Origin of the sequence: Chryseobacterium lactis, from assembly GCF_003815875.1 — a bacterium.
In the GTDB taxonomy this organism is placed as follows: domain Bacteria; phylum Bacteroidota; class Bacteroidia; order Flavobacteriales; family Weeksellaceae; genus Chryseobacterium; species Chryseobacterium lactis.
This window is the reverse complement of sequence record NZ_CP033924.1, coordinates 2,677,327-2,691,418: the sequence shown is the minus strand read 5'-3', so window position 1 is coordinate 2,691,418 and position 14,092 is coordinate 2,677,327. Positions and strand designations below refer to the sequence as shown.

Annotated in this window: 12 protein-coding genes; 5 read left to right on the top strand and 7 right to left on the bottom strand. The window is 35.1% G+C overall.

Translation table 11 applies throughout. The features are described 5' to 3' along the window. Window positions 1-47 precede the first annotated feature (47 nt). The 7 genes from EG342_RS11995 to tssO form a co-directional block, all read right to left on the bottom strand. Complete coding sequence (locus EG342_RS11995; protein WP_103294363.1) at window positions 48-2,543, bottom strand: ATP-dependent Clp protease ATP-binding subunit; 2,496 nt, start codon at window positions 2,541-2,543, stop codon at window positions 48-50. A 277-nt stretch (window positions 2,544-2,820) separates the two neighbouring features. Beyond that, window positions 2,821-3,492, bottom strand: a complete 672-nt coding sequence (locus EG342_RS11990; RefSeq protein ID WP_103294362.1) for a hypothetical protein — start codon at window positions 3,490-3,492, stop codon at window positions 2,821-2,823. Window positions 3,493-3,686: 194 nt separating this feature from the next. Next, the gene (gene tssD, locus EG342_RS11985) at window positions 3,687-4,094 is read right to left on the bottom strand and encodes a type VI secretion system tube protein TssD (protein ID WP_103294361.1); all 408 of its coding nucleotides are present in this window, start codon (window positions 4,092-4,094) and stop codon (window positions 3,687-3,689) included. A 375-nt stretch (window positions 4,095-4,469) separates the two neighbouring features. Next, complete coding sequence (gene tssR / locus EG342_RS11980) at window positions 4,470-6,875, bottom strand: type VI secretion system protein TssR domain-containing protein (protein ID WP_103294360.1); 2,406 nt, start codon at window positions 6,873-6,875, stop codon at window positions 4,470-4,472. A gap of 47 nt (window positions 6,876-6,922) precedes the next feature. Then, entirely contained in the window at window positions 6,923-7,834 is a 912-nt protein-coding gene (locus EG342_RS11975; RefSeq protein ID WP_103294359.1) for a PKD domain-containing protein, read from the bottom strand. 51 nt (window positions 7,835-7,885) lie between these two features. Then, window positions 7,886-8,410, bottom strand: a complete 525-nt coding sequence (locus EG342_RS11970; RefSeq protein ID WP_103294358.1) for a type VI secretion system transmembrane protein TssO — start codon at window positions 8,408-8,410, stop codon at window positions 7,886-7,888. A 13-nt stretch (window positions 8,411-8,423) separates the two neighbouring features. After that, window positions 8,424-8,957 (bottom strand): type VI secretion system TssO, encoded by a 534-nt coding sequence (tssO, locus tag EG342_RS11965; protein WP_103294357.1) that lies wholly within the window; start codon window positions 8,955-8,957, stop codon window positions 8,424-8,426. Window positions 8,958-9,205: 248 nt separating this feature from the next. Here tssO and EG342_RS11960 point away from each other — a divergent pair, with 248 nt between their 5' ends. From EG342_RS11960 to EG342_RS11935, 5 genes are all read left to right on the top strand, one after another. Continuing rightward, window positions 9,206-9,808 (top strand): response regulator transcription factor, encoded by a 603-nt coding sequence (locus EG342_RS11960; RefSeq protein ID WP_246008779.1) that lies wholly within the window; start codon window positions 9,206-9,208, stop codon window positions 9,806-9,808. A 262-nt stretch (window positions 9,809-10,070) separates the two neighbouring features. Then, entirely contained in the window at window positions 10,071-10,361 is a 291-nt protein-coding gene (locus tag EG342_RS11955; protein ID WP_002984212.1) for an HU family DNA-binding protein, read from the top strand. A gap of 368 nt (window positions 10,362-10,729) precedes the next feature. After that, window positions 10,730-12,289, top strand: a complete 1,560-nt coding sequence (locus EG342_RS11950) for an Rne/Rng family ribonuclease (protein WP_103294355.1) — start codon at window positions 10,730-10,732, stop codon at window positions 12,287-12,289. A 421-nt stretch (window positions 12,290-12,710) separates the two neighbouring features. Continuing rightward, entirely contained in the window at window positions 12,711-13,178 is a 468-nt protein-coding gene (locus EG342_RS11940) for an OsmC family protein (RefSeq protein ID WP_103290522.1), read from the top strand. 224 nt (window positions 13,179-13,402) lie between these two features. After that, window positions 13,403-14,053 carry a response regulator transcription factor gene (locus EG342_RS11935; protein WP_246008778.1) on the top strand — a complete coding sequence of 217 codons (651 nt, stop codon included), beginning with the start codon at window positions 13,403-13,405 and terminating at the stop codon, window positions 14,051-14,053. The last annotated feature ends 39 nt before the right edge of the window (window positions 14,054-14,092 follow it).

Here is a 14,092-nt window from a genome sequence, read left to right as displayed (position 1 = left end):
CATTCTTACATTTGCCTTTTCCCCTTTTTGCTTTTTCGTCGTCTAAGTTAATCTACTTTCCAGCTTATCTTTTCTTCATCATTATTCCAATCTACATGGATGGTCTGGCCGGATTTCACTTCTTCTCTAACAATCATTTTAGAGATAGGTCGTGCCAGCTGTGCTCGGATTACTCCTGAGATCTGTCTGGCTCCATATTTACTGCTGAAACCACCTAATGCCAGATTTCTAACTGCATCATCACTGATTTTAAGGGCTATTCCCAGCCTTGTCAATGAAGTATGCAGTGATTTCAACTGGATGTTGAAGATTCTTTCTGCAATAGATTCTGTGATAGGTGCAAACGGTATGATCTCTGTAATTCTTGCTAAAAATTCCGGTCTGAATCTTCCTGAATTCGACATGATCTGCATTAATGAAGATGATTCCGGTACTTTTCCTTCTTCAAACTGCTTTACAATTTCTTCGCTTCCGATATTGGAAGTAAATAAAATCAAAGCATTGCTGAAATCCCCTTCTTTTCCAAGCTTATCATGTACCTTTCCTTCGTCCATAATCTGAAGGAAGACATCAAAAACGGAATGGTGGGCTTTTTCGATCTCATCAAATAAAACAACGGTATAAGGTTGCTGTCTGATTTTGTTAACCAACATACCTCCTTCTTCGTACCCAACATATCCAGGAGGCGCTCCATATAATAATGCGGCTGAATGTTCTTCTTTAAATTCCGACATATCAAAACGAACCATCGCTTTTTCATCGTTGAAAAGTAGTTCCGCCATTGATTTTGCGAGCTCTGTTTTACCGGTTCCTGTGGGTCCTAAAAGGAAGAATGATCCAATTGGCTGTCCCGGTTTATTCAATCCGCTTCGGTTTTCAACAATAGCATCAGAAAGGATTTTTAAGGCATGATCCTGCCCTACCACTCTGTTCATTAAAAGGGATTCCATATTCAGGAGTTTTTCTTTTTCCTGAGCCTGAATTTTCCCGATTGGGATATTGGTTTTTGCAGCCATTACAGCGGCCAGCTCCAGGCGGTCTACTTTTTCTCTTTTCTTGGCAGCATGCTGTAAAAGTTCAGCATAAGTATCTTCGATAATCTTCTGAATCTGATCTACAGGCATAGAATTGTCAATCGCAGGCTGTTCACTTAATGAACCCCACAAGATAGGACTGATCTTATCTCTTAACAGGTTATACGTCCAGATTAATTCGTCTGCCTTATCCTTGTTATCGGCAAATTCTTCTGTTAAAATAGCATCATAACTTTCTTTCCAGCTATCGAGTTCTTTTTCGGAAAGCTCGTCCAGCATTTTGATAGCAGCCATGGTTCTGTCTAAAAGGTCAATAGCAGCATCCGGCAATTTTTTACCTTTTGCATATCTTTTTGCCAGACGTACACATTCCGGAAGGGCTGTTTTTTCCACTTCAATGCCGTGGTGTTTTTTGTAGCCTTCAAGAAGTACGTCGATCATTTTAACACAGGTTTTTTCGTCCGGTTCATTCACGGTTAACACTTCAAAGCGACGGTTGAAAGCCTGTTCAGGTTCTATAATTTTTCTGTATTCTTCTTGAGTGGTTGCCCCGATAACGGTAATTTCCCCTCTTGCTAACTCCGGTTTTAAAAGGTTGGCAACGTTTCCAATGCTTCCTTTTGAATCTAAAAGGGTATGAATTTCATCAATGAAAAGGATTGCTTTTTCAATTTTCTTGCATTCATTGATTACTTTTTTCAAACGGTCTTCAATTTCACCTTTATAAGAAGTTCCTGCCAATAGAGCTCCGGTATCCAGTTCTAAAAGGGTACCATTTTTAAGCATTTCAGGAACATTTCCTTTGATAATTTCAGTAGCAAACCCTTCTACCAAAGCAGTCTTCCCTACTCCCGGTTCTCCAATAATGATTACATTCGGTTTGCTTCTGCGGCAAAGGATCTCCACCAACATTCTGAGTTCTTTATCTCTACCGATGATATTTTCTAAATCTCCTTTTCTGGCCTGAGCTGTGCGATCTACACAATAGCTTTTAATGGACGGAAAGGAAGAATCTGTAAAATCTGATCCATTGGAAAATAATGACGAGAAGTCACCATCTTCTGAAACGGTGAATGGAGTATCTTTTCTGTATAAATTGAAAATTTCGTGTTCTCTCAGCGGAAGTGATTTTAACTGCTGGAGCGAAAATACAACCTGTGGTTTTACAATAGCGGTTAGAATACAGATCGGAGTGATCTCATCCAGTCCTAATTTTAGACGGATATCGTCCGCTTCTTCGATAAGAGTATCTATTGCGTCATCCTGACCTACTTCATCAGGAAGATGAGCCGTTTTTGGGTATTCTTCAATACGAACATCTGCCCATTCGTAGAAATAGCCGGGATCTTTTTCTATGCTTTTTAAAAATTCGTTAAGGCCGATATCTTTATGCATTAAAGCCTGCAGAATATGCGGACCTCCGTAAGTAGCATTATAGTTTTCCTTTGCTATTGACTGAGCAATGTGAAATAGCTGTTTTACTGTTTCGTTGGTTACTAGTACTCCCATTTATAATTTTTCTTATATTAATATAATTTGCGTTCTGATTTGTAATATCCTTTTCAGATTATTTGATGTGTCTGTACTTTTTATCCTTATGGGAAGGAATTGAAGTACTTCTTTTTTTATGTTCCTAAAATTAAATATTTTATTCTAAATGAGATAAAGATAGTTAATTCTTCAATTAGAGAAGTAACAACCGTCTTTTTTTATATTTCCCACTTATTTTTTACTCGGGAAATGATGACCAATTATTATCACTATCTGCATTTTTCTATGAATCAGCTTACCTGTTCAGGAAGTATAACAAAGCTAAACTTATCCATTGCAAACCGATATAGATATAGAACAACAGGGCTGAAGGTTCTGCTAGCTCATTCAACTTTTCCAGCAGCTGAGTTTTAATAATATCAGAAAAATCAGCATTGTCGGCCCCCAGATTTAATTCATCAAATTTTATTTTATTCAAAGCGTACCCTACAATACGTTTCAGAAGTTTATTTTCTGAACTATTTCTGAATTCATTAAGAAGCTTCATCTTTGCAATGGCAAAGTCCCCACTGGTTCGGATGATGGTGGGTTGCCTGGTTTTGAATATTCCGATTACTTTATCAACAAAAGGAACTACGATGGTCTTCGAATGATCCTGCAACAGCTTATTAATCACCACAGACATTGCATATTTTGAGGCAAAAACGATTGTGAAAAATGGAGCAATGATCATCAGCAAATAGAAAATACCCGCAGATACCGGCTTAGCCTGGATAGTTGTTATTATAAATCCAATGGCACTTGTATGCCCTAATGAAGGCCCTAACCGATCTGATAAGATATAAATTCCAGATACCAGGGTTATAATTGTAGAAAGAACTCCTATTCCGTAAATTTTTAATACACTGAAAATAAATGCTGCGGACAGTTTTGAGAAATATTTTAAATGGGTAGTGATGGTATTCATTAATACTCTTTGTTTGATTGGTTTTATGGTTTTGTTTTTTTAGCAATATAGAAAAAAACTTAATAACAAAGTTTCTCTTTATCAGATACCAATTTATAGAAAAAAATCCTGGGCTGTTGTTGTTTTTATCAGGCAAAAAAGACTGTCTACTAATGACAGTCTTTTTTTATGAATGTTGATAATGTGTATCAATTTTAGCTTGATGGCCAAAGACCAGCATACTGAGAAGTACCGTAGTCAATAGTTTCAGCGCTAATAACGAAGCTGATCAGCATACTGTTGCTGTCAATCGCATCAAAATCAACCTGGTGTTGGATTACGTATCCGTTTTGCCAGTTCAAAGTGATTAATGTTCCTTCTTCGTGAGATTTGTTGAATGTAATTTCACCTACAGTAGGCTTATATTTCCCATTCAATAAGCTTTCAAGAATGTCGGATTTTTCAGTAGCTTCTACCGTAACCTTGATTAATGCATTGGAAGGGTCTGATGCTACACGTCCTGAAACGTCTGTAGATCTTGATACGCTATAATTAAGTTTTAATAGCTTTTGCCCTTCTCCGTTGTTGAATTTTAAGATTCCTCTCGAATTTCTTTCTGCCATGATTAGTAAATTTTAATCGTTAGTAATATTTTGTGATTCAGTGATTATGTAGCAAATATAGAACGTCTTATTGTCTAAAAAAAACTTTTAAATATAAATCTGAGAAATTGTAGTAGTTCTACGATTTCTTGTCGTAATTCTACGACAATAGATTTAATGACCTATTTATAACATCTTTTAATAAAGGAATTTAAATCGTTAAAAATAGTAAACAAAAATGAAAATTTTACACGGGAAAGAGAAATAGAATTGCTCCAGAGTCAAAATCCAGGCTTTAATATTCAACCTGAATCTTTTAATTTCAAACTTGTCCCATCAACACAAAAAAAGCAGAAGTTGTGTGGCTTCTGCTTTTAATATTATAAAACCGGTGGTTTAATGTTTTGTATACTCCGGTTGTTCTGTTGGAATTCTTGTTGGTGTAAAGTATTCATTAAGCCAGTAGAATGTTTGTCCATTCTGCTGAATCTTCACAGCAGGGTTGTTTCTGTTGGCAAGCATTCTGTCTGCTAAATCTTTATAGTGACGGAAATAATTTCGTACCGTTTCGTTCGGTACGATCTTAGATTTTCTCCAACCTTTAAGCTTGTATTTATTCATCAACTCTTCCTCAGAAAGGTCAAATCCTGTACTCATTCCAATCGCGTAAGCCATTGGCTGCTCATAAAGCTCACCTTTATCAAGGAACTTGATGGTAGGATTATATTTCTTCAAAAGCTTAACGTATTCTTTAACGGCTCTTGACTGGTTGAAATCTGCTTTGTCAGCATCAGTATTTCTATATACTTCGGTATAGAAGGCTTTAAGGTTATCATATTCTGTTTCAGAAATCAGGATTCCTTTTTCTATTGCCGGGGTAAATAGTTTTAAATCTTTAGGAATATATCCTTTTACAAGGAACGGGCTTCCGTAGTTGATCAGCTGAGCGGCAATTCCTGCAGAAACAGGATTTGTAAGTCCCGGATACAGGTATTTGTATTTTAAATCTACATCTGTTTTTCCTGCTCCTACAGAAGAGTGGAAATATTTATTAAGTGATTTATCAATATTCTCATTATCTAATGTAACCTGAGCTATCAAGCTGTCTACAGACTTTTTCAGGAATCCCGGAGTCGCTACATCTCCTTTTTTAGGGAAAATAACAAATCCCTGAGACATGCTCTGCTTAGGATAGGCTAATGAGAAGAATCCTTCATCACCTTCTACAAGGCTAAAGTTATTTTTTGTAAGAACATCATATTGGTTGATGATCTTTTGTTTTTTAAGCTCGGCAATATTTTTTGCAGTATTGGTTACTACATTTTCCGCCATCAATACAAAATCGTTGTAATTATCTGATGATCTTGCATTGGTCTGGAACATGATTAATCTGGCCTGTGCCTGCGTTAAAGAGCTTATCACGCTATACATATTCCCGCTCTGGCTGGCAGAGGTTCCTACAGTTACCACAATATTGGTTTCATCAGGAACGTTTGAAAGAAGATTTCCAGCTGAAGTAAGAGCTTCTCCTACCGGCTGATAGCCATTATTGCTGGCACAGTTCATTTCATTGGACTTCTGATCAATAAATGTAGTAATCTTGCTATAATCCGTACTTAAATTTGAAACGGAAACATTGTTTCCACATGGGTTATTTTTATATAAAACAACACCGTATTTCACACTACTGAAATAAGACGGTTTTTCAAATCTAAGCTGTAAATCCTGTAGTAATGATTTTACGATAGGTGCATAAGGTGCATTCTGAGCACTGATATCCAACGCAAAAACGATATTGATATTCTTATCTCTATCCGTAATTTCTCTGTAACGGTCAAAATAAATTTCTTCCCCTAATACATTGAATACATAGTTTTTGCTGTAATCTAAAATATTGGTAAAATATTTTGTTTTGGTATCCGGAGCCGGAGTTTCAATTAATGATAGATTTACCGGATAGATATTCTCCAGTGAAGTTCTTTTGTTAACATCGGTAAGAAGAACAGCTGTTTTATTTACCGCATCAGATGATGTTCCACCAGGGTATCCTTCATGAATTCCTAATTCACTCTCGTTGATTCCTGTTGTATTTTTAAGTTTTATTGCGGAACGCTCTCCCCACGTGGAAATTACGTTGGAGCTTACCCATCCGTAAAGGCTTTTCCCGATGCTATCTATATCAACGGAAGGTTTTTTACCTACTAAAAATCGCTTGTTATTTTCAGCTTGTTTGTATACATACACCATCTGCCCGTTAGGAATCTTTACTTTAGCTTCTTCAATAAGGCTTGGTGAATTAAACACCATGATTGAGTCATTTTTATAATACCTTTCAGCACTTCTGATGACCTCACTATTACTTGGTACGACTGCAGCTCTTACAGGATATCCTGTTTTTTCACTTTTTAAAGAATTGCTCCACAGAAGCAGGTCAGATTCTGGAATCCATCCATATGTCTTGATCGATTTTGAAGAAACCTTTTTCATTAAAGCATCCGGAACGTATTCCGCTACTTTTACCATTCCGTCTCTATGCTTTAAAACCATCAAAGGTTCTAAAAACTTAACTTCTTTGTAAGATTTTTCATCACTTTTATCTAAAAATGCAGTATTTCTCGATCTGTCTGAAACAACGATCCATGGAACCGACTTTTTAGGAAAGCCGTTGACAACCGGCGAATTATCTACCTGGCCATATTGAGATGGCTCCGGCGTTTTTTTTGACGGCAGTTTTACCTGACAACTCGTCAATAATACTGATAATCCTATGTAATATGCTGCTAGAGGAAATTTATTTTTCATCCTATTTTATCTTTTTATGATTGGCGCATCCAACTAACTGGACGGTATTATTTGCTTTGGTTAATATCTACTTTAGTTACACAGTTTTGTGTATCGTCTAAATTCACCTTTACAGTCTGAATAACTGTATTTTTATCAAACTGAAGACCTGCACAATACATGTAGAAGTTATTCACTTTGCTGTCATTTACTTTTACTACCGTATTTTCATTATTACACAGATACTTTTTCAGCAGGTAATTGTAGTGCATATTGAAACTGTTTCCGTTGGCGATCTGCTGCAAGTGATATTTAAAATCGTTATCAACTTTTGCATAGGAATCTTCTACGGATACTTCTTCCTCTTCCAACGAATTATAGGCAGGAAGAATTTTGATACGGTGATAGATAGGATCCTGACTTTCTTCAGTATACAATGTTACCAAATAATCTCCCGGTTTCTTGTAGGAATAGATATACATTTTGTCCTTAGAGTCTGTATTTCCGGTTTCCCCGAACTTCCATGCAAATTGTTTTGCATCGGAAACGGCACGAAACTGAACGTTCTCATTTTGCATCGCCTGCACAGGCGCTTCAATGGTTGTCTTAATCGTTGCAGTGTCTGTTTTCTTCTGAAGACTTCTGGCATTTACCATGACAGGGAAAGACTTCGTGTACTTGTTGTCAACGATCAGAATTACCTGATAATATCCCGGTTTATTATAAAAGTGGATACCACTGTTTTTGTCAGAAGTTGTTCCGTCTCCAAAATTCCATCTTTTGGTTTTGGCAAATTGGGTTTTATCTTCAAATAAAAGTGTATCTCCTACCGACAATGAAGACGGATAAACCACCCCAACAATATCATCAGCAGAGTGGATGACCTTTTTCTGCAGCCACAGTGCAACGAGCGCCGCTATGAGCAGCGTCGCAATAACACCAATAATAATGTTCTTTTTGTTCTTTTGAAAATAATTCATAGTTAATAATTGTGATGTGTTTTATATATAGTTCCTGTTATCATTCGTAGATTACTGAGTCCTCGCTTTTAATGCACTTTCACGTTCATAAAGCTTATTTTGCTTGTCTTTAAAGCCAATTCTGCACTCTTCAACCTGTTTTTCAAATTTTTTGATATCCTCAGTAGTGGTTGCAATTACTTTTTTATCTTCGAAATACATTTTATAGAATCTTGCGATCTGTGGATACGCATCTTTTCGGATATCGGCAACATTGGTATTTTTGAAGTAATTGTTCAGATCATTAATATTGGTAAAAATATTATTCTCCACAAAGGGTTGCGGAGTTTCCTCTGTAAGCTTGGTAATCATGGTATAGGTACTGTCCATAATGGGCAGAACTATTTTTTGATGTTGCTCAAACTCTGCTTTTTGTTCAAGGTTTTGAATACCTCTTACATCTTCATCGGAAAACGGTGATTCAAATCCTTTTAAAAAGATAACTCCCAGAAATATCATGGCAGTCACCAGCATCAGTATTAAGTAAAAAAACTGATAATGCCTTTCTTTTTTGGATAATGTGATTTGTCCTTGCATATCTTTTTATTTTTTATCTTCTTCTACCTCCGGTAAAGTTTCTGGTAGGATCTTTTCGAAGTTGGTTATTTGCTCTATCTACTTTACCCATACATTCCTCCAGATCTCTTCGAGCTGTTTTTTTTCTGTATTCTACTCCGATGATTTTCGTTTTCAGGTTAATCATGGGACCAATCTGTTTCATAAGCATCGCATAATGCTTAAAGTTTCCTGTGCTGTCTTTGCCCATAATATTCTTAGCATCGCTCACGTTATCCATAATATTGGTTCTGAGAAACACGTCATTCTCCACCTTGTTCAGGTCGAGTTGGGTCATTCGCTCATAAATATTATCTACGTGTTCTCTGAGCACATCGCTTCGGCCCATCAGCTCCTTATAAGCTTCGGCTTCTCTGCTGATCCCTTCCCGTTGCATATCATAGCTTTTAAAGAAGAGAAACAAACACGTAAAGGAAACGGCCGACAAAACGACAAAAGACAGAATAAACCTCCAGATGCCCATTCTGACATCAGATTTGTTTAATTTTTTTTCCCTGGTTGAAGACATAATTTGCGATTTGTTTGGCCTGTGAAAATATAAAAAAAAAATTTTATGCACAATACGTATTTTCCCCATGGCTCTTTCGTGAAAACCCTAATTAAATTAATATTAATTTCCACTTTAATAAGTTTTTCATAAATTAGGCCTCAGAATTTTAAATATCAATAGCCAAATCGATATTAAAAGTGAGTAAAATATTATCTAATACCGTGCGTTTTTCTATTGCTGACAGCGATTTTTATTTTAAAAAAATAATGATCAAAACGCTTATGGAAAACCCTTTCTATATGCTTCTTAACGATTGCAATAATGGGCACGAACTTGTCAACAGAATCTACAGAAGACAGGAAGATGTATTCATTATTGAGCTGTTTATGCCGGTATTGAGTGGAATTGAAGCCATCAAATACATCAGAAAAAACAACACAGAAACTCCTATTATCACCTATTCCGGGACTTACCAGGAAGATATGGCTGATATTCTTTCGAAAATTCCTAATATCTATTATTGTCAGAAGAAAAGTAATATTATCAAGGATATTATCAAAGGAAGTATTGCCTCTGAGGAGTTCGATTACCATGCTTATTCCAAGGAATGGGAGCAGCAGCCACTCGCTGTACAGGAATACATGGACAGGCAGAAAAAAGGTCAGGAAGAGCTTTCTTCGTCAGAAATACAGCTGATGAGATTCTGTTATGAAGGCTTCAGTAATAAGGAAATTGCAGAAAAACTTAATCTGAGTACCAGAACTATTGATACCTATATCAACCGGCTTACAGAAAAACTGGGATTAAAAACAAAACTTCACCTGATTCGTTTTTGTGTTGAAAACGGGTACTACAATTCAAGTATGTAAAAAATATACATCCACTGATCCGGGATACAAAAAACCGTGTTACAGCCTTCTACCCGGTTGTTTTCACGAGTTTGATGATTGATTATTTCTGACTATTTTTTAGCGATATTATTAAATCATTAAATTCTCTCAGACCCACGTTAACATAGCATTTATATGAAAAACTCAACGAGTTGAATAAAAATAATTTGCCACTAATTTGCTAGTATTCAATTTTTTTAACTAAATTTGCACACCTAAAATTTAAAATTAAAATAAGGAAATGACAAAGGCAGAATTGGTAAACACCATCTCAAATAAGTTGGGAACAGAAAAGAATGAAACACAGAAAGTTGTAGAAGCTTTTATGCAGGAGATCAGAACTTCTATGTATAATGGGGATAACGTTTATCTGAGAGGTTTTGGATCTTTTATCATTAAAACAAGAGCTGCTAAAACAGGAAGAAATATTTCTAAGAACACTGCAATCGAGATTCCTGCTCATAACATTCCTGCTTTCAAACCTTCAAAATCTTTTGTTGAGAAAGTAAAAACAAAAGTTGCAGTAAAATAAGAACATTAACTGAATATTAACTAGTTACTAAAAAATTAAAATTATGCCAAGCGGAAAGAAAAGAAAAAGACACAAGGTTGCGACTCACAAAAGAAAGAAAAGAAGAAGAGCAAACAGACATAAGAAAAAATAATCTCTTCTTCTCGAGATTTACAATATAATAATATAGTTGGTGGATTTAAGTTTTTAAAGTTCACCGACTATATTTTTGTTTGCAACTATAAGATTCCACGGAAAATGGACGGTTTCAAATATTATTTTAATAAAAATATAATGGTTTTCATTCTAAATCCTTATATTTAATAAATGAATTAATCGAGAAAAAACGTCAAATTCCTATAATCTTAACAATTTTATCTTATAACAAAATGAAGAAAGAACTAATAGTTTCGCATGAAGATGATCTTACAAAGATTGCACTGCTGGAAGACGGAAGACTATGTGAACTTCATGAGCAAGAGGACAAAAGCGATTTTATAGTTGGAGATCTGTTTATAGGAAAAGTAAAAAAACTGGCCCCTAACCTGAATGCAGCATTCGTGAATATCGGATATGATAAGGATGCTTTTCTGCATTATCAGGATTTAGGCCCACAATATCTTACATACAGAAAGTTTTTAAAAGATACTATTTCTAAAAAACAAAGCACTTCAAGCTTAAAAAATTTCGAGATACAACCCGAAATAGACAAAAACGGAACGGTAGATAAAGTAATTGCAAAAGACGACCTTGTTTTGCTGCAGATTACCAAAGAACCTATTTCTACCAAAGGACCCAGGATTTCTACCCAGGTTTCTTTAACAGGACGTTTTCTAGTTCTGATCCCATTCGACAACAAAGTTTCTATTTCTAAAAAGATTAGAAGTTTTGAAGAAAAAGAAAGACTCAGAACGCTGATAGACAGTATAAAACCTGAAGGTTTCGGAGTTATTATCAGAACCGTAGCCGAAGGAAAAAAGGTAGCCGACCTTCACAACGATATGAACCAGCTGGTTCAGAAGTGGGAAAGCACTTTTAAAAATATCCAGAGAAATAAAGTTCCGTCTAAAGTTTTAAGCGAAGAAGACAAAGCTTCAGCTATTTTAAGAGACAATTTTAATCAGGATTTCGTCAATATCATGTGTGATGATGAACAGATGGTGAGCGAGATGAAAAATTACATTGAAGTAATTGCTCCTGAGAAAAAAAATATTGTCCAGTTTTACGATTCCCATATTCCACTTCTGGAATATTATAATGTTGAAAAACAACTTAAACAGAGCTTCGGAAAACACGTAAACATTCCAAGTTCTAAAGGAGCTTATCTTGTTATTGAACACACAGAAGCACTTCACGTTGTCGATGTCAACTCCGGAAATAATATTACTACCGGGGCCGCTGTCAATAAAGAACACGCATTGAAAGTGAACAAAATGGCAGCTACAGAGATCGCTAGACAGCTACGCCTCCGCGACATGGGAGGTATCATCGTGATCGATTTTATCGACATGCCAAACTCTGAACACAGAAGAGATCTCTATGAGCATCTTAAAGAGGAAATGAAGCGCGACAAAGCTCGCCACAAAATCCTTCCTCCAAGTAAATTTGGTTTGATCCAGATCACCAGACAAAGAAATCGTCCGGAAAAACAGATCGAAACCAAAGAAGAAAACCCGAACAAAGACGGAGAAATTGTAGCTCCAATTGTTATCGTGGAAAAAATGGGTGAAACCTTAAGAAATATTTTGCAGAAAGAAAAAGGAAAAGTCTACCTGCATGTACACCCATTTGTGGAAGCCTACCTTACCAAAGGCATCAAAAGTATCCAGATGAAATGGTTTATCAAGTATAAAAAATGGGTAACCATCGTACCAAGGGATTCTTTTAAATATTTAGAATACAAAATCTACAATTCCAAAAAAGAAGAATTGATAGAATTCTCTAATTAAGACAAAATTTAGACCTCCGGCAAAAAGCCGGAGGTTTTTTTATATTAACCAGACTAAAGTTTTGGTTAAATCATTTGTTTATTTCATTTTGGCTTGGCTAAAGCCAAGCCCTATTGATGTAGCCAAGCACATTTTGAGATTTAGGACAAGATCTTTTATCTTTTATCTTTTATCTTTTATCTTTTATCTTTTATCTTTTATCTTTTATCTTTTATCTTTTATCTTTTATCTTTTATCTTTTATCTTTTATCTTTTATCTTTTATCTTTTATCTTTTATCTTTTATCTTTTATCTTTTATCTTTTATCTTTTATCTTTTATCTTTTATCTTTTATCTTTTATCTTTTATCTTTTATCTTTTATCTTTTATCTTTTATCTTTTATCTTTTATCTTTTATCTTTTATCTTTTATCTTTTTACCTATGAAAAACCATTATTACAAAACAACGATTCAGTGGACAGGAAACAAAGGAACCGGAACGAGCGGTTATAGAGATTATGACCGGAGTCATATCGTTTCGATAGAAAACAAAACAGATATACAGGGTTCTTCAGATCCTTCTTTCCGTGGAGATAAAACGAAGCATAATCCGGAAGAAATGTTTCTGTCATCTCTTTCTTCTTGCCATATGCTCTGGTATCTTCATTTTTGTTCTGAAGCAGGAATTATTGTAACGGATTATAAAGATGAAGCCAAAGGAATAATGGCTGAAACGGCCAATGGAAGCGGTCATTTTACGGAAGTCACATTGTATCCTACCGTTACTGTAACCGAAGAATCTATGATTGAAAAAGCTGAACAACTTCATCATAAAGCCAATGAATATTGTTTTATTGCGAATTCGGTTAATTTTCCGGTACAACATATCCCTATTGTGTTAGTTAAATAACTTTCCGTTAAAAACAAATTAAGCTATCTACTACAAATAAAGAGTTTTAACAGTAATAACTCTACAATAGATCATCAAAACTCAACAAAACGTGATTTAATTATCAAATAATTAATAAAAACAATAAATAAATATAAATAATACCAATAATATTGTAAATTATTTCTAAATTTATATAAAAATGTGAATATTTTTTTATACTTTTATATAAATAAAACCAAACCATGATGAAACCAAGATTAACTATTTTTGATGAGCCTATGCTGTATACTGAGGGGCTCTCAAAGTTGCTGATGCAAAGTAAAATTTTTAATACCATTGGCATCTGTAATTCTTTAGAAACTCTTTCCCAAAACTTAAAAGACCAACCTCCGGAAATTCTTGTTATGAGTTCTAATATGCTTATGCTTACGGAACTTTACAAATCTATAGAAGACATTATTACCAGATATGGAAATATTAAAATCATTGTCCTGGGCAACAGCTATGATGTCATTGATATCCGTAAATTATTCAACAAAGGAATAAAAAGTTATCTCGACAGAAACTCCAGATATGACGAATTCCTGAAGTCGATTAATGCTGTTTTATTGAATGAAATTTATATCTGTGATCATGCCAAGGAAAGGATGATCAGTTTTATAAGCAATGAACAGGACAAACGAAACCTTCATATTAAAGAACCTCTGACCCGCCGCGAAATGGAAATCCTCAGATTCATCTGTGACGGTTTCAGCAGCAAGGATATTTCCGGCAAACTCTTTATCAGCATCAATACAGTAGAGACCCATCGCAAAAAAATCCTGTTAAAATTAAATGTGAAAAATTCCGTTGGAATCGTAAAATACGCCCTTGAAAACCATATTATTGACTAAATTGACTTATTACTATTAACCAAAAAAATTCCAAACTTT